Here is an 18,327-nt window from a genome sequence, read left to right as displayed (position 1 = left end):
GGGCGGGGGGGGGGGGGGGGGGGGGGGGGGGGGGGGGGGGGGGGGGGGGGGGGGGGGCGGGGGGGGGGGGGGGGGGGGGGGGGCGGGCGGGGGGGGGGGGGGGGGGGGGGGCGGGGGGGGCGGGGGGGGGGGGGCCGTGCCGCGGTGGAGGGGGGCGGGGGGTGCGTGGTCGGGGGGTCCGCGGGCGCGGGGGGCAGCGGCGCGCCGGTCGACGGGGGCGGCATCGGCGGGGCGCCCGGCGGCGGCATCGGGACCGGGCCCGTGCCGCCGCCGTAGAGCGTGGTGGTGGCGAGTCCGCCGAGTCCCCGCTCCGCCTCCGCGCGCAGCCGTTCCTCCTCCCGCCACACGGCCAACTGCTTCTCGTTCAGCGGGAACGACTGCAGCTGCACCCCGCCGAACACCTCCTCGCCGGTGACCTGGCCCTCGACCGTGGCGCCGAGGCCCAGGGGGACGGCCACGAACTGCCGGACCGTGCCCTTGCCGGAGTTGATGCCGTCCAGCCACGGCTGACGCGGCAGGACGACGTAGTTCTGCGGCTCACGGGCGAGGGCGCCGGTCCACGGCTTGCCCGACACCGCGCACACCTTGCCGACGCCGACCTGGAGCGCGGCCGGTTCCGTGGAACCGCCGAAGTGCAGCCACATCGCCTCGCGCAGATACACGGGAAGCATCACCCCGCCGCGTGCCCGCATCTCCGCGGAGGTGGTGTGCGGATAGTCCTCGACCCGGCGGATCGGGAAGTCGCCCAGACCGGGCGGGAGCTGGTGCGTGCCCTGTTCCGGCAGGCGCAGGGTGCGGATGAAGCGCACCCGTACCCCGCCCGGCAGATGGAGTGTGGTCCCGTCGATCCGCACGGTGCCTTCGGCCATTCCGTACGCTCCCCTCGTCGTCGCGTCGTGCCTGGTCCCTCGGCAGGACGACGCGGTTACGACGTCCTGCGGTCCGGCGTCACTTAGTACGTCCGGCGAGGCCGGACCGGTTCCGCCGTCGGGGACTCACGATGCGTACGCGGTCGCGCAGCCGCGTGAGCCGGGGGGAGCGCTCGCGCTGCTCACGGGTGCAGCGGTCGAGCTCCTCCAGCAGCCGCTGGGAGCGGTGCTCGGTGTCCAGCTCGTCCAGCATGCGGTTGACCTCCGTCAGTACGGCGCCGTGCAACTGCCAGTGGCTCGGGTCGCGCTGGACGTCCTCCAGGAGCAGCTGGGCGAGCTTGTCGCGGGTCGCGACGGCCGTCGACAGCTCGGCGGCGAGCCGGTCCTCCGCGGACTCGGCGCTGCGGCTGACGTCGGTGGTGACCAGCACGGCGAAGCTGACGACGGCGTCGCCGATCTCGGCGAGCAGCCGCTCGACGGCGGCCCCCGCCTGCGCGGAGAACAGCGGACTCGGCTCCCGCTCCTTGGCCAGGTCGGTGAGGGTGCGGGCCAGCACCCGCAGGACCACCGTGCAGATCTCCAGCGTGTCCAGGCCGGTACGCAGCACCACCCGGTGCAGCAGCCCCTCCCGTACGCGCGGATTGAGCTTCAGGCTGTCCTCCGCCTGCTTGAGGGCCGCGTCCACCTCGACGATGTCGAAGTCGAGCTCCCGGGCCTCGTGGAGCCGTGCCGCCGCGGCCTCCGCCGGGGTGCGGCCCGCGGCCTCCTCGCCGACCCGTATCATCAGCCGCCGCATCCGGCGGGCGAGATCCTCGATGGACTCGCCGGCCGCCTCCACCCAGACGGGGGGAGCGAGCAGCAGGTTGAAGGCGAGTCCGACGACCGCGCCGATCAGGGTCTCCAGGACCCGCGCCCAGGCCGTGTCGCCGACCCTGGTGACCCCGAGCACCAGCATGGCGCTGATCGCCACCTCGGGCACGAACTCGCTCACCCGCACCAGATGCCCCACCGCGAGCGAGGCCAGGATGATCAGGGCGAGGCTCCACCAGGTGAGGCCCACCAGGACGCTGAAGCCGATCGCGATGACGACGCCGGCGACCACCGAGTTCACCCGGCGGATACCGGTGGTGAGTGTGGAGTACAGGGTCACCTGCACGACCAGGAGCGCGGTCAGCGGAGCCGTCAGGGGCGCCGCCTCCGTGCTCAGTTGCAGCGCCACCACATAGGCCACCGTGGCGGCCGCCGCCGACCGTACCGACTGGACGATCACCGGGTCCTGCCGCCACCCGGCCACCCGGGTGCCGATCAGGCCCCACACCTCACGTACGTCTCGCATCCTTGCGCTGTTCCCGTTCCACCGTCGCACCGAACTCCTGACCGAGGACAGTAGTCACCTGGGTGATCGCGCGGCATGCGGGGAGACGACGAGGCCGGGCGGGTTCAGTTATGGAGCTTCTCCAGGAACGCGGAGAGGTTGCCCACCGTCCGGGCGATCTGCTCCTCCACGGTGAGGCTCTCCTCGAACCGGCTTCCGGCGTCGAGGGCCTTCTTGCCGCGTACATAGAGGGAACACGCGAGGTCGGCGCAGAGGTACACGCCGACCGAGTTCCCCTCGCGCCCGGCCGCGCCCGCCTTGCGCGCCGTCATCAGGGAGACCCCGCCGCCCGGATGCGTCGTGAGGCACACCGAGCACATGCTGCGGTGCAGGAACCCGCGTCGCGCGGACGGGAGCCGCAAGGTGACGCCGACGACTCCGTCCGCGTGCTCGGCGACCAGATAGCTCCGGTCCGGTGCGCCCGGATCCCGCCACCCGAGGAAGTCCAGGTCCGCCCACGGCCGCTGCTCCAGATCGTGGGGCACGAAGATCCTCTTCGCCTCCCCCTTCGAGCAGTTGACGAAGGAGGTGCGGATGTCCTGCTCGGTGAGTGTCTTCATGGCGGGTCTGTTCTCCGGTGAGGGGTGACGATCGGATTCCGAACCTAGGACCACTAGGTTTTCACCTAAGGTACGTGGAGTTTCGGGAAGGGTCCAATGGTTATCGTGCCGTCCGATGATCGAGTCGGTCTTCAGCGGTGCGGGCCCGGCTGGCAGAGTGGGTCCGGACCGCTGTCCGGGACCAGGGGGATGCGCATGGACGACAGGGAACGGGCGCGGCTCGCGCTCGCGGCGGCGGGCGTTCCGCCGGAAAGCCTCGCCGAGCGGCTGCCGCTGGGCGGCGGCACGTACAACACCGTCGAGGAACTCCGTCTCACCGACGGCACCCGGCTCGTCCTGAAGGTCCCGCCGCCGTCGTCCACCCCGGCCCTGGCCTACGAGAGCGAACTCCTCGCCGCCGAGGCGGAGTTCTGCCGGGTCGCCGAGACCGCCGACGTTCCGGCGCCACGAGTGGCAGGAGTCGCCCTCGACGAGTCGGCGCCGGCCGGCCGGCACATCCTGCTCACCCACTGCCCGGGCGGCGGATGGGAGGGGCTCGCCCCCAAACAGGAGGCCGCGCTGCGACGGGAGCTGGGCGGTCTGCTGGCCCGGCTCCACCGGGTGACCGGCCCCGGCTTCGGCTATCCGTCCGGCACGTTCGGCCCCCTCACCGCCGACTGGCGCACCTCCTTCACCGCCATGTTCGACGGACTGCTCGCCGACGCCCGCCGCTACGGGGCCTGGCTGCCCCGCCCCGTGGACGAGGTGGCCCGTACGGCGAAGGCCGCCCACGACGCCCTCGACGAGGTGACCGTGCCGCGCCCCGTCCACTTCGACCTGTGGCCGGGCAACATCCTCGTCGAGCGAGGTCGGACACCCCGGGTCGGTGGTCTGATCGACGGCGAGCGCATGTTCTGGGGCGACCCGGTCGCGGACTTCGTCTCCCTGGCGCTGCTGGACGACATCCGCACGGACGCCGATTTCTTGACGGGTTATCAAGAGGCGGGAGGGGAGGCCGACTTCACCCCTGCCATGTGCCGCCGCTACGCCCTCTACCGCAGCTATCTCTACCTGATCATGCTGATCGAGGTGGTGCCCCGGGCGATGGACGACGAGCAGATCGCGTGGCGGCGGGAGGCGGTGGCTCCTCAGCTGACGGCGGCCCTGGACGAGCTGGACGACCTCGCCCGACGGGCGCGCGTCCGGCGCGCGGAACACCCGGTTTGAGCTGAGCGGATCGAGGTACCCGCGCCCGGTGCACGACAGCAGGAAGGAGCACGCCGTGGACGAACACCGCCTGGAGGGTCCCGGCGAGCACCCGGACCCCGTACCGAGGGACCTGCCCGACCAGCAGGCGACCGAGGGCGAGGACCCCTGGGAGGCGGCACCGACGCGTGCCGCCGACGAGGGCGAGCGGGACGAGGATGCCACCGACGTGCCCGACACGGACGAGGCCGGTACCGGTCGGCAGGGCGCCCCGCGGTCGGGCTCCGCCAACCCCGAGCAGCCCGTACCCGACGAACCCTCCGGCTGACCCGCACCCGCCGGCCCCGGACCTTCGCTCCCGGGCTCGCGGCGACTCGGCGGCCACAGCGACGCGGCCACAGAGACTCGGCCACAGAGACTCGGCGCCTCCCCGGTGGGACCCGGGGAGGCGCCGTCATGTGCGGGACGCCGTCGCCGGGGCGCCCGGCGTCCTCAACCGACCTTCCGTCCCCGCAGCGGCTCCGTGTCGGCCCCGGCCCCCTGCCGCAGCCCCTCCAGGAACTCCTCCAGCACCTCCACCGAGGTGCGCTCGGGCCGCCAGTGCAGCTCGTCGCGGGCCTTGGAGCAGTCCATCAGCGGCAGCCGCAGTACGGCGTCGAAGAGATGCGGCGAGGCGGGCAGCAGCCGCAGGTTCCACGCGGCGGCGATCGCCGAGCGGGCCGCGACCCGGGGCAGCCGCACCGGACGGGATCCCAGCACCTCGCTGAGCAGCTCGGCGTCCACGGGGGACTCCGCCGCGAGGTTGAAGGCGCCGCGGGCCTCGGAGTGCAGGGCCAGCCGGTACGCCCGTGCGGCGTCGTCGGTGTGCAGGGCCTGCACCTTCAGACCGGGGATGTCGGGCAAAAACGGCAGCAGCTCGGGCCGGGCCAGCGGTCCCGGCAGGAAACGCCCGCCGAAGATACGGCGCTGCTCGCTCGCCGACTCCCGCTTGAACAGGAACGCGGGCCGCATCCGCACCACCCGCACCCCGGGGTGCTCGTGCTCGAAGGAGTCCAGAGCACGCTCCAGATACGCCTTCTCCCGGCAGTACGCGGCGTCCGGCCAGCCGTGCGTCGGCCACGACTCGTCGACGGCCCGGCCCTTCGGTCCAGGGGAGTAGGCGCCGACCGACGAGGCGTGCACCAGCGTCGGGACCTTGGCCGCCGCCACCGCCTCGAAGACCCGGATGCTGCCCAGCACATTGGTCCGCCAGGTCGTCGCCGGATCATGGGTCGGCTGGAACGCCCAGGCCAGATGGACGACCGCGTCCGCCCCCTCGAACTCCTCGACCAGATCGGCCTGCTCGGACCCCACGTCCACCGCCGACCAGTCCGTCTTCGCCGGGGCCCAGTCAGGGACCCGCCGGGCCAGCCCTCGCACCCGGTCGACCCGCTCGTCCTCCGCGAGCAGCCGCACCAGACTCGTCCCCACATTGCCCGTGGCGCCGGTGACCACGATCCTGCCGCCGGATTCTCCGTTCACCGCAGACTCCTCTCGCGCACGTCCATTCCTCCGGAGCCGCCCACGGGTACCCGGCCCCGGGGGATGCACGCGGTCACTACCGGCCATCCCGGCCATCCCGGCCAGGGCGGACGCGGACAAGAAGAAGCCCCGACCGGGACGGGGGAATCGCGGTCGGGGCGGTCTGTGTGTGGGTGCGGATGGCGGTCGCCTCTCGGCGAAACGCTCCACAGGGCTTCAGCCGAACGATCGTCCCTGTGGGCAAAAGGTGAGGCCCGGGGACACTGTCCCATCCACACCCACGGTTGGTTCAACGGGAAAGTACCAGGGGGTGTTCCTTCCGTATCCGGACAATGCCGGTGATCTGTGTCACGTCGCACGCGGCCGCCCAGAGCGGCCGTCACCAGGTCATTCCTCCTGGCCCAGCGGACTCTCCTCCAGGGCGGCCAGCAGATGGGCCGGATTCCGGAACACCGCCTCCGCGCCGGCCGCCTCCAGTTCGGGCCGCGGGATTCCGCCGCAGAGCACCGCCACGCAGTGCACCCCGGCCCGGGCGCCCGCCCGCATGTCCCAGACGGTGTCCCCGACGAACACCGACCGCTCGGCCTCCGCCCCCGCCAGCTCCAGCGCCTGCTCGACCGGATCCGGCGCCGGCTTGCCCCGGTCCACGTCGTCGGCGCTCGCCGTCGCCATGATCGCGTCGTCGGCCCCGATCGCCCGCCGCAACGCGGTCAGCTCGGTCCCGCCCGCCGAGGTCGCCAGCACCACGCTCCAGCCCTGCTCGTCGAGCCGCCGCAACAGCCGCCCGGCGTCCGGCAGCGCGGGCAGCCGCTCGAAGTACGTCCCGTACAACGCCTTGTGCGCCGCGCTCAGCGCGTCCTTCTCCGTGGGATCGAGTTCCTCGCCCAGCAGATGCGTGATCAGATCGGCCGACGGCAGGCCGACCGCCCGGTGCACGTCATGCATGGCCACCCGATGGCCGCCCTGCCGGAACGCCTCCCACCAAGCGACCACGTGCAGATGGTTGGTGTCGACGAGCGTCCCGTCGACATCGAACACAGCAGCCTTCTTCATGGCTCACCTTCCTGCGAGACGATCACAACCGCGCCCCGAGAGGGGCGCGGGGAACTGCGCGACCAGCCACAAGACGACCCGCACCCGCCGCGTCACCGAACCCCCCCCGAGCCCTCAGGCGCGCGACACCCCCTCCGGCACTTTCCGATCACGTGCCCATCCCAACACCTCGTCCACCCCCCACGTCGTCACCACCCGCTCGGCCGGGACCCCGCACTCCTCCGCCCGGGCGCACCCGTGCGCCTGCCAGGTCAACTGCCCCGGCGCGTGCGCGTCCGTGTCGATCGAGAACAGCACCCCCGCCTCCACGGCCCGCCGCACCAGCCGCCGGGGCGGATCCAGCCGCTCCGGCCGGGAGTTGATCTCCACGGCCGTCCCCGTCTCCGCGCACGCCGTGAACACCGCGTCCGCGTCGAACTGCGACTCCGGCCGTCCCCGCCCGGTGACCAGCCGCCCCGTGCAGTGCCCGAGCACATCGGAGTGCGGATCACGCACCGCGGCGACCATCCGCCGGGTCATCGACCGCGCGTCCATCCGCAGCTTGGAGTGCACGGACACCACCACCACGTCCAGCCGGTCCAGCAGCTCCGGCTCCTGGTCCAGCGAACCGTCGTCGAGGATGTCGCACTCGATGCCGGTGAGCAGCCGGAACGGCGCCCAGGTCTCGTTCAGCGCGGCCACCACGTCGAGCTGCTCCCGCAACCGCTCCGGCGACAGACCGCGGGCGACGGTTAGCCGAGGGGAGTGGTCGGTGAGCACCGTCCACTCGTGGCCGAGGCGCGCGGCGGTCCGGCCCATCTCCTCGATCGGGCTGCCGCCGTCCGACCAGTCCGAGTGCACATGGCAGTCGCCCCTGATCAGCGCCCGCAGCTCCGCGCCCGCGTCACCCTCCGTGAGCGGAGCCTCCGCCTCCTGCTCCAGTTTCCGCAGATAGCCCGGCATCTCCCCGGCCAGCGCCTCACGCGCCACCTGCGCGGTCTTCGGCCCGACCCCCTTCAGCGTCTCCAGCGAGCCCGCGGCCGCCCGCTCAGCCACCTCGTCGGCCGGCAGCGCGCCGAGGACGGCGGCGGCCGTACGGAACGCCCGTACCCGGTAGGTGGGGGCCCGGTCCCGCTCCAGCAGGAAAGCGATCCGGTCCAGGGCCTCGACGGGATCCATGCCACCTCCTGCCTCCGCTTCCAGCGTCACCCAGCCCCCGGGTACCCGCACGGCGGCCGTACGATCACGGGCGCGCCGGACCGACCCGCCGGCGCCTCCCGGGCTTCACCCGGCCACCGACCGCCGGACCGCTCTACCCTCGAACCATGACCGAAAGCGCGAGCCCCTACATTTCCCATCCCCGGGTCCTGGTGCTCGGGGTGCAGCCCGGTACGCCGCCGTTCCGGATCGTGGAGATCGACGGTCAGGTGGTCGGCGAGGCGAAGCGGCTGACGGACGTCCTCCAGGCGGCCGCCGCGTACGGGGTCGTCGTGCACGATCTCGACGATCCCGACCAGGTCCGCTGGGTGGGCGGCGACAAACTCACCTGGACGCTGCGCTAGCCCCCTTGGACGCCCCGCCGGCCTCCTTGCGCCGGCCCACCCGCAGACGCCGCACCCAGGCGCCGCGCGGTGTCCTCCGCTGAGCGGGTGTCTTCCCCTTGGCCGGTGTCTTTCCCCGAGCGGGCGTCTTCCCTCGCGTCAGTACGCCGCCCCGGGCCGGTGCCTTCCCCCGGGCCGGTGCTTTCCCCCGGGCCGGTGCCTTGCCCCCGGCCGGTGCGGGCTTCGGGTCCCGCGGCGCGCGGGCGTGGACGGCCCGGCCGAGGCGCCGGCCCAGCAGCAGATAGCCCAGCAGCGCGCCCGCCGTGTTGAGGATGACGTCGTCGATGTCGAACGCCCGTCCGGTGACCAGCGCGCCCTGCACCAACTCGACCAGCAGCATCATCAGCGCGGTCAGCGCGGGCACCCGCAGCAGACCGCGCGCGCCGGGCGCCAGCACCGGCAACAGGATCCCGAACGGCAGGCCCAGCAGGACGTTCCCGCCGACCTGCTTGAGCGCGTCGCGCGGGTCGGGGTGGTGCCAGTAGAGCTCCAGGGACGCGCCGGGCTGGAGGTTGCTGTGAGTGAGCGCCTCCGACGCCGGGGACGGCTGGAGCGTGAGCCCGGCCAGCACGACGCCGAACGCCACCATCGCCAGGAACGCCAGGGCCATCACCAGCAGCCGCAGGGGCAGCGGAAGTGGCCGTCGGCCGGGCGCGGCCGCCGGGGAACGGCCGCCGGAGGTGGTGGAACGGGAACGTGACGTGGTGCCGGCCATGCGACCCTCCCGATTTCAACTTCCCTGTGTACCAAGGCTGTTACCCCCGAAGCGGCCCGCGATGCCCGCCCGCGCGCCTCGCGCGAGAAGTCGCCCGCCGGGTGCCGGGCGGGTTTGGGCCCGCCCTCAGAGGGGCACCCGGTTCGCGAGTGGCAGGGACCCGCTCCCGTTCGAGGGGCGCCTGTCGGGCGCCCGGGAGCGGTTGGGGCGTGGGAGGGCGCGGAGGTACGCGGGCCACGGACGGGCCGGCGTACGGCGCGCCCTCCCCGCAGCCCGGGGAGGGCGCCGGTGTCCGGTCAGGACCCGTACGTCACCTTCACCTCCTCGAAGCCGAGCGACTTCAGCAGCCCTTCGAGCATGTCGGTGGTGTTGGCCTCGGCGCGGTCGGTGAGCTTGCTCTCCTTCGCCGCGTCCCCGATGTGCTTGACGGCCAGGCGCTGCACCGCCTGTTCGCCGTTGGGGTTGTCCGAGAACAGGTCGCCGAGCCGGTCGAGCAGGCCGCGCTCCTTGGAGACGGCGTAGGAGTGCTCGGTGTCGAGGGCCGGCTTGCCGAGCTGGGCGTGCGGGAGGTCGATGGTGGCCGACGTGCGGTCCTCGTTCATCTTCACGTCGTTCTCGCCGACCTTGCCGAGGTCGACATAGGCGTCCACGGTGCCCGCGCCCACGTACAGCGTGCGGGTGCCGCGGATCGCGTCCGGCAGATACTTGGCGTCCTTCTCCAGATCCACGACGACCTGGAAGTTGCCGGAGGCGGCGTCGTAACGGCTCATGTCCTGGATGGACTTCAGAAGCGTCGGCCCCGAGCGGTCGTGCTCCTCGGTGCCGAACACGTCGTCCAGCCCTCCGAAGACCAGCATCCGCAGCGCGGCCAGCAGCACCACGATGAGGATGACCACGGCGGTGAGCAGCTTGACCCAGCCGGGCAGACGCGTGCGCTTGATGGGCGTCGTCATGTCGACGGTCCTCCTTCCTCTTTCAACGAATGCCCTCAAAGACCCTGCGGGAACGCTCAGTTGGTGATTGTTCGCCTAGCATGAGCCGCGCAACCCGTAATGATCATGTTCATGCGAGGAGCCGACCGTGCGTGACATCGCCGTCTTCACCGGCAGCGCCCACCCCGAACTCGCGGAGGAGGTCTGTGCGCACCTCGGGGTGCCGCTCAGTCCGTCCCGGGTGAGCCGTTTCGCCAACGACTGTCTGGAGGTGCAGCTCCAGGCCAACTGCCGGGAGAAGGACGTCTTCCTGGTCCAGCCGCTGGTCACGCCGGTGCAGGAGCATCTCGTCGAACTGCTGCTGATGTGCGACGCGGCACGCGGGGCCTCGGCCGGCCGGATCACGGTGGTCATGCCGCACTACGCGTACGCCCGCTCGGACAAGAAGGACGCGCCGCGGATCTCCATCGGCGGCCGGCTGGTCGCCGATCTCATGGTGTCGGCGGGCGCCGGCCGGGTGCTCGCCATGACGCTGCACTCCCCGCAGGTGCACGGGTTCTTCTCGGTCCCGGTCGATCATCTGCACGCGCTGCGCGAACTGGCCGCGCACTTCCGGCGCTACGACCTCACGCGTACGACGGTGGTCTCACCGGACCTGGGAAACGCCAAGGAGGCGGCGGCGTTCGCGCGGATGATCGGCGCGCAGGTCGCGGCGGGTGCCAAACAGCGGTTCGCCGACGACCGGGTGAGCATCAGCTCGGTGATCGGCGAGGTCGCGGGGCGGGATGTGATCGTTCTGGACGACGAGATCGCCAAGGGCAGCACGGTCCTGGAACTCCTTGAGCGGCTGCGGGAGTTGGGGCCGCGCTCGATCCGGGTGGCATGCACCCACGGGTTGTTCGCGGCGGGCGCCCTGAAGCGGCTGAGCGAGCAGCCCGACGTCCTGGAGATCGTCTGCACCAACACCGTGCCGGTCCCCGTGGAGGAGCGCACCGACAAGCTGAAGGTGCTCTCCATCGCCCCCGCCCTCGCGGAGGCCGTACGCCGTATCCACAACGGCGAGTCCGTCAGCGCCCTGTTCGACGCCCCGGCGGGCCACGGCGGGGAGGACGGCTGACGGCCGGGGCGGGGTCATAACGTGCCGGACGCGGCCTCGGGTTGTTCCAGGGCCGCGTCCAGGGACGGGGCGGGCGGCAGCAGCCTGGCGAGGCCGGTGACCTTGAGGACGCGCAGGGTGAGCGGGTGGGTGCAGACCAGGCGCAGTTCGCCGTCGCGGTCGAGCACCCGCTGGCGGGCCCGGTAGAGCAGCCGCAGTCCGGAGCAGTCGAAGAACTCGACGTGCCGGAGGTCGATCACGATCCGGGCGCCGGGGCGGCCGGTCTCCGCGTCGAGGTGCGGGATGATCTCCACGGCCGCCGCGATGTCGATCTCTCCGTGCAGTTCGAGCACGGAGTGGCCGCGGTCCGTGCGGACGCGCAGGTACCCGGTCGCGGGCGGTGTGGGGTCGCTCGACACGACGGCATCGCCTCCTACCGGCCTCTGTGAGGGTGTGAGGGCCAAAACCCTTCCCCGCCCTGCAAGTTACCCTCGTCAGAGTGAATTTCAGCATGTTCGATTGACATATGTCTTCGATTTCTCCGGCAAGCTGTCCGGAGTTTTACGCGGGACCCCCTACGACAGCGCGTGCCACGCCTTGGACAGCGCCTGCCGGAACTGGTCGGCCTGGTGCGCGGTGAGGTCGCTGATCATGCGTTCCTCCAGGTCGCGCACGGGCTCGGCGTAGCGGGCGAGCACCTCGCGCCCCTCGTCGGTCAGCAGGATCAGCAGCTCGCGCCGGTTGCGCGGATTGCGCTCCCGGCGTACGAGCCCCCGGTTCTCCAGGCTGCGGACGACATCCGCGATGGACTGGGCCGTGACGAACGAGTCGCGGGCGAGCTGGGCGGCCGAGAGCCCGTCGTGTCGCTCCAGGACGGTGAGGGACGTGTACTGGAGGGCGGTGATCCCGGCCGGTCGCACCAGGTCGTCCAGGTGCGAGCGGACAACGAGCTCGACCTGCTTGACCATATAGAGCAGGGAGGGAGGTGCTTTGGTGCCGACCATGGGGTCAGCGTAAGGCATTGACAGGAAACCTGTGTGTAATGAAACTGCGAACCAACAGGATTCCTGTTGGTTGAAAACTTGGCGATCATCGCTTGATCAAAGCTGGGGAGTGGACAATGACGACCACCTTCGAGAACGAGCCCGGGCGGCTGTTCATCGGTGGACAGTGGCGTGAGGCGAGCGACGGAGCACGCGCCGACGTGATCGACCCGTCCACGGGCCAGGTGGTCACGACGGTCGCGGAGGCGGGCGCCGCCGACGTCGACGCCGCCGTGCGCGCCGCGCGCGAGGCCTTCGACAGCGGCACCTGGTCCGGGCTGAGCGGCCGGGAACGCGGCCGGATCCTGAACCGTGTCGCTCAGCTCATCCGGGAGAACGCCGACGAGATCGCGGCCCTGGAGAGCCGTGACGTCGGCAAGCCCATCACCCTCGCCCACGCCGTCGACGTGACCAACGCCGCGAACGACTACGAGTACTACGCCTCCCTCGCCTGGACCCTCGACGGCTCCGCCCGCGACGTCCCGAACAACCGCCTCGCCTACACCAGGCGTGGCCCGATCGGTGTGGTCGGCGCGATCACCCCGTTCAACTTCCCGCTGATCCTGGCCGGCTCCAAGATCGCCCCCGCCCTCGCGGCCGGCAACACCGTCGTGCACAAGCCCGCCGAGGAGACCCCGCTCAGCGCCCTCTACATGGCGGGCCTCCTCAAGGAGGCCGGTGTCCCGGACGGCGTCTACAACGTCGTCACGGGGACGGGCCCGGTCGCCGGCGAGGCGCTGCTGCGCAACCCCGGCGTCGACAAGATCGCCTTCACCGGCTCCACCGCAACCGGCCGGCATGCCGCGAGCGTCGCAGGCGAGGGCCTGAAGCAGGTCACCATGGAGCTGGGCGGCAACGCGGCGCACATCGTCTTCGAGGACGCCGTCATCGAGAAGGCCGTCGGCGCCATCATCGGGGCCTTCGTCTACAACACCGGCCAGTTCTGCATGGGCGGCCCCCGCCTCCTCGTCGCCCGTTCGGTCCACGACACCGTGCTCGGCATCCTCGCCGAGGCCGTGCCCGGCGTACCGATCGGCGACCCCCGACAGCCGGAGACCGTCATCGGCCCGATGGCCGGCGAGCGGCACCTGAAGAAGGTCGAGGAGTACGTCGAGCTGGCCCGCAAGGAGGGCGGCCGCATCGTCTGCGGCGGCGAGCGCCTCGACCTGAACGGCGGCTACTACTACAAGCCCACCGTCATCGCCGGCCTGGCGAACGACTCCCGGGTCGTCCAGGAGGAGGTCTTCGGGCCGGTCCTGACCGTGCAGCCCTTCGACTCCGAGGACGAGGCCGTCGAGCTGGCCAACTCCACGCCCTACGGCCTGGCCTCCGGCATCCAGACCACCAACCTCACCCGCGCCCACCGTGTCGCCGACCGCCTCCAGGCCGGCATCGTCTGGGTCAACGACTGGCCGATGCTCGACCCCGCCGTGCCCTTCGGCGGCGTGAAGGCCTCCGGCTTCGGCCGCGAGTACGGCCCCGAGGCCCTGGAGTCCTACACCAAGGTCAAGTCCGTCGTCGTCTCGCTCGACTGAGCACCTTCCCCGGGAACACCCGGTGAGCCACGGAACCGGTCCGGCGGCTCACCGCCAGAACAAGGAGTTCATGAGCATGTCCACCACCACACGTGCCGCCGTGGTCGAGTCCGGGGGCGCGCCCTTCACCCTCTCCGAGGTCGTCCTCGACCAGCCGGCGCAGGGCGAGGTCCTGGTCCGGATGGTCGCCGCCGGGCTGTGCCACACCGATCTCGGGGTCGCGAGCGGCGGGCTGCCGTTCCCCCTGCCCGGCGTACTGGGCCACGAGGGCGCCGGTGTCGTCGAGGCCGTGGGCCCCGGCGTCACCACCGTCGCGCCGGGCGACCACGTCGTGCTGTCCTTCACCTCCTGCGGCGGCTGCCAGAACTGCCGTGACGGCCACCCGGCGTACTGCGCCACCTGGCTGCCGCTGAACCTGCTCGCCGGCCGGCGCGCCGACGGCACCAGCACCATCAGCCGCGACGGCCAGGAGCTGGGCGGACACTTCTTCGGCCAGTCCTCCTTCGCCGAGCGCGCCCTGGTCGACGAGCGCGGCCTCGTCAAGGTCGACCCGGGCGTACCGCTGGACTCCATCGCCCCGCTCGGCTGCGGCGTCCAGACCGGCGTCGGCGCCGTCTGGAACGTGCTGGAGCCCCGCGCGGGCAGTACCGTCGTCGTCCTCGGCGCCGGAGCGGTGGGCCTGTCCGCCGTGATGGCGGCCAACCTGACCCCGGCGACCACGGTCGTCGCGGTGGACAAGATCGGCGAGCGCCTGGAGCTGGCCAAGGAACTGGGCGCCACCCACACGGTGAACGCGGGCGAGGTCGCCGACATCGCCGAGGCGATCATGGAGATCACCGGCGGCCGGGGTGCCGACGGCGTCGTCGAGACCACCGGCAGCGTCGTCGTGCTCCGCAAGGGCGTCGACGCCCTCGCCCTGCGCGGCACCCTCGTCATCGTCGGCGCCCCGCCGTTCGGCACGGAGGTCTCCCTCGACGTCAACGGCATGCTCGGCGGCAAGCGCGTCGTCGGCCTCACCCTCGGCGACAACGAGATCCAGACCGCCATCCCGGTCCTCGTCCAGCTGGTCAAGGACGGCAAGCTCCCGCTCGACCGGCTGATCAGCCGTTACAAGTTCGAGGACATCGGCCAGGCGGTCGCGGACATGAGCGACGGCAGGAGCATCAAGCCGGTGCTCACCTTCTGAGTCCGGCCGGCCACCCCGACGCCCGGGAGCCGTCCGAACCGCTCCCGGCAGCCGTCCGGCCGCTCCCGGCACCCGAAAGAGCCATCTCCCGCCGGGGCACGTCACTCCCCACGTGTCCCCGGCCCTGTGGGTGACCTGTGCACCAGGTCACCCACAGGGCTGTTCAGCGGCTGCGGTGCAGGGCGACCAGCAGCTGCCACGCCTGGTCGGCGATCTCCCGCGGGGTGCCGTCCAGGAGGCCGTGCAGCCAGTCGGCGAGGACGCCCGCGAAGGTGGCCGCCACGGCGGAGGCCACCAGCGGGGCGTCCGCGGCCCCAGCGAGCTCGCGTTCGCGCAGGCTGTAGGCGCGCAGGTCCCGGTGCAGGACCCGGCCGAGCGGCCCGCCGCCACCGGGTGTCAGCAGCGCGCGGTACAGGGCGGCGTGCGGCGCGAGACCGGCGAAGAACTCCGGCAGGGCGGCCGGTGCCCGCACCGGGTCGGGGCGCCCCCGCCAGGCGTGCAGCGCCTCCACGGCCTCCCGTACGACATCGGCGCAGGCGTCGACGGCCAGCGCCTCCAGATCCGGGTAGTGCACGTAGAACGTGGCCCGGCCGACCCCCGCCCGGCGGACCAGCGCGGCCACGCTGACCTCGTGCAGGGGGTGCCGGGCGCACTCGTCGAGGAGGGCCTCCCGCAGCCTGGCCCGGGTGCGGGAGGCCCGGGGGTCCTCCGCGGCCCGGGGTTCCGGTGCGGGCCGGGGCTCCCCGGGGGTCATCCGGCGACGAGGACGGCGGCCAGGGCGAGCGCGCCGGGCAGGGCCTGGGCGACCAGGATGCGGCGGTTGGCGGTGGCGGCGCCGTACACGCCCGCGACGATCACACAGGACAGGAAGAAGATCTGCGCGCGGTAGCCGGTCGGGTCGTCGGCGATCAGGCCCCAGACCAGGCCGGCGGCGAGGAAGCCGTTGTAGAGGCCCTGGTTGGCGGCGAGCGAGGCCGTCCGCCGCGCCATCTCGGCGTCCAGGCCGTGGAAGGACATCCCCGGCTTCTTCTGCCACAGGAACATCTCCATCACCAGGATGTACGCGTGCAGCAGGGCCACCAGCGCGACCAGCACGTTCGCCAGGATCTCCATGGTCAACAGACTCCGTCGTTCACTCGATGCTCAACTTCTTGGACAGGTGTCCACTATAGCTGGACGTCTGTCCAGGAAGTCCAGTCCGGGACCGCTGGTCCGGCGGGGACGGGTTGTCTGAGCCGACGGGATGTCAGAGCCGACCGCTAGGTTCCGGTCCATGAGTGAGCAAGAGGTGATCGTGCGGCGCGCCCGCGCCGAGGACGTACCGGGGATCGTCGTCTCCAGCTCCCTGCTGTTCGCCGAGGACGGCGGGGAGCGGGACCCCAGCCTGAACGTGGACTGGCCGCGCCTGCACGGCGCCGAGGCCTTCGCCGCCGCCCTCCGGGACCCCGGCAGGCTGCTGCTGGCCGCGGTGCACGACGGCGAGGTGGTGGGCCATCTGTCGGCCTCGATGGCCGGCCCCACGTCCATGCGGCCCGTCGGCTCGGCGACCCTCATGGCGCTGTACGTACGGCCCGAACACCGGCGGGCCCGGGTCGGGGCCCGGCTGGTCGACACCTTCCTGGCGTGGGCCCGGGAGCGGGGCGCGGCGCACGCGGAGGTGACCGCCTCGGCGGGCAACGCGGACGGGATCCGGTTCTACGAGCGGGAGGCGTTCCGTGCCCAGGCGCTCACGCTGCGGCTGAACCTGTAGTCCGCGGGTACCCGGGGAGCGTATGGGCGGCGGCGGACCGTCCCCCGCGCCCGGGATCCCGTACGGAGGAGACATGGCACTGGTACAGGCGGGCCTCGTGGTGCTGGACTGCGCCGAGCCGGAGAAGCTCGCGGTGTTCTACAAGGAGCTGCTCGACGCGGAGGAGACGGACGCGACCGCCAACCGCGTCGAGATCGAGGGCGCCTGCGGTGCCCGGATGGCGTTCCGCCGGGACGTCAACGCCGTCCCGCCCAGCTGGCCCCGTCCCGAGAACTCCCTCCAGGCCCATCTGGACTTCTACGTCGAGGACCTCGACGAGGCCGAGCGGCTGATCGTCTCCCTGGGCGGACGGCCCGTCGACACCAAGGAGGCCAGTGGCCCCTTCGAGGAGCGCGGCTATTCCGACCCGGCGGGCCACTCCTTCACCCTGCGCCGCGAAACCCCGACGGCACCCAAGCAGGGCTGACAAGCAGGGCTGACTGCACCCAGAGGAGGCCTGGGGCCGGGTCGGCGCCGGGTGGGCGTCCGACCCGGCCCCGCTCGTCAGTCCCGGCCTCCCTTTTCGGGGGCCGGCCACACCCCGGTGGACCGCTCGATGGCCTTGGCGCCCGTGCGGTCCACCGCGCTGCGCACGACCGCGAAGATCGCGCCCTGCACGGCCGCCGCCAGCAGGATCTCGCCCCAGCCGCGGTCCCGGTCCAGCGCGTCGGGCGCGTCGTCCTCGTGCCGGATCAGCTTCCAGGTCTTGCGGAACGCGGCCGAGGCCACCGCGCCGCTCACCCAGCCCAGCGCGAAGCCGACCGGCTTGTAGGCGACGGGCAGCTTCTTCTTCTTGGACATCTCGTCCTCCTCCTTCGCTTGCGTCGGCCGTCCGGTCACGGACGGCCCTGCGGGGCCACGACCTCGGCGGCCGGCACCGGCCCCGGCGGCGTACCGTCCCCGAACGGACGGCCGCCCAGATCCGCCCGCCCGTGCGGGGCGAGCCAGCCCGCCAGATCGGGCCCGAGCGGCACCACGGCGGTCGGGTTGATGCCCGTGTGCACCTGGTAGTAGTGCCGCTTGATGTGGTCGAAGTCGACGGTGTCGCCGAATCCGGGGGTCTGGAAGAGATCACGGGCGTACGCCCACAGCACCGGGTCCTCCGCCAGCTTCCAGCGGTTGCACTTGAAGTGACCGTGGTAGACGGCGTCGAAACGCACCAGTGTGGTGAAGAGCCGGATGTCCGCCTCCGTGATCGTCTCTCCGACGAGGTAGCGCCGCCGCGCCAGCCGCTCCGACAGCGCCTCCAGCCGCCGGAACACCCCGGCGCACGCCTTCTCGTACTCCTCCTGCCCGGTGGCGAAGCCCGCCCGGTACACGCCGTTGTTGACGTCCTCGTAGACCTCGGCCATCACCGTGTCGATCTCGTCGCGCAGGCCCTGCGGATACAGATCGGGTGCGCCCTCGCGGTACAGGCCGCTCCACTCGGTGGCGAGATCGAGGGTGAGCCGCTGGTAGTCGTTGGTGACCAGCTCACCGCTCGGCACGTCCACGATCGCCGGGACGCTGACGCCGCCCGGGTAGTCGCTCTCCCGCGCGTCGTACGCCTCCTTCAGGAAGCGGATGCCGAGCACCGGGTCGCGGCCGTCCGGGTCGAGCGTGAACCGCCAGCTCCGGTCGTCCTGGATCGGGTCGGCGATCGCCATCGACAGAGCGTCCTCCAGACCCAGCAGCCGGCGCGAGATCACCGCCCGGCTCGCCCAGGGGCAGGCCCGGCTGACCACCAGCCGGTAGCGGCCCGCCTCCACCGGCCAGCCGTCGCGGCCGTCGGCGGTGATCCGGTCCGTGAAGTGGCTCCTGGACCGTTTGAACGCCTTCCGCCCGTAGGCCTCGTTGCCCTCACCGACACTCATGCGTCCGTCCTCCCGGCCGGTCCGGTTACGTCTGC

At 72.2% G+C, this 18,327-nt stretch carries 22 protein-coding genes; 8 read left to right on the top strand and 14 right to left on the bottom strand.

Annotated features, from left to right (window positions below; translation table 11 throughout):
* From HW837_RS50345 to HW837_RS15065, 3 genes are all read right to left on the bottom strand, one after another.
* Window positions 1-869, bottom strand: an 869-nt coding sequence (locus tag HW837_RS50345) for a hypothetical protein (RefSeq protein ID WP_419585462.1), incomplete at its 3' end; no start/stop codon positions are given.
* 79 nt (window positions 870-948) lie between these two features.
* Window positions 949-2,205: an aromatic acid exporter family protein gene (locus HW837_RS15070; RefSeq protein ID WP_045560036.1), complete on the bottom strand. Its 1,257-nt coding sequence runs from the start codon at window positions 2,203-2,205 to the stop codon at window positions 949-951.
* A 104-nt stretch (window positions 2,206-2,309) separates the two neighbouring features.
* A complete protein-coding gene (locus tag HW837_RS15065; RefSeq protein ID WP_193379578.1) occupies window positions 2,310-2,804 on the bottom strand; it encodes an FBP domain-containing protein in 495 nt (164 codons plus the stop codon).
* A 195-nt stretch (window positions 2,805-2,999) separates the two neighbouring features.
* Between HW837_RS15065 and HW837_RS15060 the strand changes: the two genes are divergently transcribed.
* Window positions 3,000-4,010, top strand: coding sequence for a phosphotransferase family protein (locus tag HW837_RS15060; RefSeq protein ID WP_078853697.1), 1,011 nt, complete (start codon window positions 3,000-3,002; stop codon window positions 4,008-4,010).
* A gap of 55 nt (window positions 4,011-4,065) precedes the next feature.
* On the top strand, window positions 4,066-4,317 hold the full coding sequence (locus tag HW837_RS15055; protein ID WP_045560242.1) for a hypothetical protein: 252 nt from the start codon (window positions 4,066-4,068) through the stop codon (window positions 4,315-4,317).
* A gap of 164 nt (window positions 4,318-4,481) precedes the next feature.
* Here HW837_RS15055 and HW837_RS15050 read toward each other — a convergent pair whose 3' ends face one another.
* The 3 genes from HW837_RS15050 to HW837_RS15040 all read right to left on the bottom strand — a co-directional run bounded on the left by HW837_RS15050 (window position 4,482) and on the right by HW837_RS15040 (window position 7,721).
* Complete coding sequence (locus tag HW837_RS15050) at window positions 4,482-5,510, bottom strand: SDR family oxidoreductase (RefSeq protein ID WP_045560039.1); 1,029 nt, start codon at window positions 5,508-5,510, stop codon at window positions 4,482-4,484.
* Window positions 5,511-5,897: 387 nt separating this feature from the next.
* Window positions 5,898-6,563, bottom strand: coding sequence for an HAD family hydrolase (locus tag HW837_RS15045; RefSeq protein WP_193379579.1), 666 nt, complete (start codon window positions 6,561-6,563; stop codon window positions 5,898-5,900).
* A gap of 114 nt (window positions 6,564-6,677) precedes the next feature.
* Window positions 6,678-7,721: a PHP domain-containing protein gene (locus tag HW837_RS15040; protein WP_193379580.1), complete on the bottom strand. Its 1,044-nt coding sequence runs from the start codon at window positions 7,719-7,721 to the stop codon at window positions 6,678-6,680.
* Between the two features lie 146 nt (window positions 7,722-7,867).
* On the opposite strand from HW837_RS15040, the gene HW837_RS15035 reads away from it, so the two are divergent.
* Window positions 7,868-8,104, top strand: a complete 237-nt coding sequence (locus HW837_RS15035; protein ID WP_045560042.1) for a hypothetical protein — start codon at window positions 7,868-7,870, stop codon at window positions 8,102-8,104.
* Here HW837_RS15035 and HW837_RS15030 read toward each other — a convergent pair.
* Both HW837_RS15030 and HW837_RS15025 read right to left on the bottom strand, forming a co-directional pair.
* On the bottom strand, window positions 8,085-8,858 hold the full coding sequence (locus HW837_RS15030; protein WP_193379581.1) for a VanZ family protein: 774 nt from the start codon (window positions 8,856-8,858) through the stop codon (window positions 8,085-8,087). The two genes, HW837_RS15035 and HW837_RS15030, sit on opposite strands and share 20 nt — an antisense overlap.
* A 296-nt stretch (window positions 8,859-9,154) precedes the next feature.
* Window positions 9,155-9,811 (bottom strand): DUF4230 domain-containing protein, encoded by a 657-nt coding sequence (locus HW837_RS15025; RefSeq protein ID WP_045560044.1) that lies wholly within the window; start codon window positions 9,809-9,811, stop codon window positions 9,155-9,157.
* Window positions 9,812-9,938: 127 nt separating this feature from the next.
* On the opposite strand from HW837_RS15025, the gene HW837_RS15020 reads away from it, so the two are divergent.
* Entirely contained in the window at window positions 9,939-10,907 is a 969-nt protein-coding gene (locus HW837_RS15020) for a ribose-phosphate diphosphokinase (RefSeq protein ID WP_045560045.1), read from the top strand.
* 14 nt (window positions 10,908-10,921) lie between these two features.
* Here HW837_RS15020 and HW837_RS15015 read toward each other — a convergent pair whose 3' ends face one another.
* Complete coding sequence (locus HW837_RS15015; RefSeq protein WP_045560046.1) at window positions 10,922-11,305, bottom strand: anti-sigma factor antagonist; 384 nt, start codon at window positions 11,303-11,305, stop codon at window positions 10,922-10,924.
* Between the two features lie 156 nt (window positions 11,306-11,461).
* A complete protein-coding gene (locus tag HW837_RS15010) occupies window positions 11,462-11,890 on the bottom strand; it encodes a MarR family winged helix-turn-helix transcriptional regulator (RefSeq protein WP_045560047.1) in 429 nt (142 codons plus the stop codon).
* A gap of 116 nt (window positions 11,891-12,006) precedes the next feature.
* Between HW837_RS15010 and HW837_RS15005 the strand changes: the two genes are divergently transcribed.
* Together HW837_RS15005 and HW837_RS15000 are read left to right on the top strand one after the other, a co-directional pair.
* Entirely contained in the window at window positions 12,007-13,464 is a 1,458-nt protein-coding gene (locus HW837_RS15005) for an aldehyde dehydrogenase family protein (protein WP_045560048.1), read from the top strand.
* 76 nt (window positions 13,465-13,540) lie between these two features.
* Window positions 13,541-14,650, top strand: a complete 1,110-nt coding sequence (locus HW837_RS15000; RefSeq protein WP_045560243.1) for an NAD(P)-dependent alcohol dehydrogenase — start codon at window positions 13,541-13,543, stop codon at window positions 14,648-14,650.
* A 163-nt stretch (window positions 14,651-14,813) separates the two neighbouring features.
* Here the strand turns inward: HW837_RS15000 and HW837_RS14995 are convergent, their stop codons facing one another.
* A complete protein-coding gene (locus HW837_RS14995) occupies window positions 14,814-15,404 on the bottom strand; it encodes a TetR/AcrR family transcriptional regulator (RefSeq protein WP_193379582.1) in 591 nt (196 codons plus the stop codon).
* On the bottom strand, window positions 15,401-15,763 hold the full coding sequence (locus tag HW837_RS14990; RefSeq protein ID WP_045560050.1) for a DUF1304 domain-containing protein: 363 nt from the start codon (window positions 15,761-15,763) through the stop codon (window positions 15,401-15,403). The genes HW837_RS14995 and HW837_RS14990 overlap by 4 nt, the downstream gene beginning before the upstream one ends.
* Window positions 15,764-15,923: 160 nt before the next feature.
* On the opposite strand from HW837_RS14990, the gene HW837_RS14985 reads away from it, so the two are divergent.
* Together HW837_RS14985 and HW837_RS14980 are read left to right on the top strand one after the other, a co-directional pair.
* Window positions 15,924-16,400, top strand: coding sequence for a GNAT family N-acetyltransferase (locus tag HW837_RS14985; protein WP_045560051.1), 477 nt, complete (start codon window positions 15,924-15,926; stop codon window positions 16,398-16,400).
* Between the two features lie 73 nt (window positions 16,401-16,473).
* Window positions 16,474-16,866 carry a VOC family protein gene (locus HW837_RS14980; protein ID WP_045560052.1) on the top strand — a complete coding sequence of 131 codons (393 nt, stop codon included), beginning with the start codon at window positions 16,474-16,476 and terminating at the stop codon, window positions 16,864-16,866.
* Between the two features lie 77 nt (window positions 16,867-16,943).
* On the opposite strand, the gene HW837_RS14975 is transcribed toward HW837_RS14980, so the two are convergent.
* Together HW837_RS14975 and HW837_RS14970 are read right to left on the bottom strand one after the other, a co-directional pair.
* Window positions 16,944-17,240 (bottom strand): DUF4235 domain-containing protein, encoded by a 297-nt coding sequence (locus tag HW837_RS14975; RefSeq protein WP_045560053.1) that lies wholly within the window; start codon window positions 17,238-17,240, stop codon window positions 16,944-16,946.
* Between the two features lie 35 nt (window positions 17,241-17,275).
* The gene (locus HW837_RS14970; RefSeq protein WP_045560054.1) at window positions 17,276-18,292 is read right to left on the bottom strand and encodes a glutathione S-transferase family protein; all 1,017 of its coding nucleotides are present in this window, start codon (window positions 18,290-18,292) and stop codon (window positions 17,276-17,278) included.
* Window positions 18,293-18,327: the final 35 nt, after the last annotated feature.

The sequence above is a fragment of the Streptomyces caniscabiei genome (genome assembly GCF_014930365.1).
Classification (GTDB): Bacteria; Actinomycetota; Actinomycetes; order Streptomycetales; family Streptomycetaceae; genus Streptomyces; species Streptomyces caniscabiei.
The sequence above is the reverse complement of the archived record's forward strand: the minus strand, read 5'-3'. Positions and strand labels throughout refer to the sequence as shown.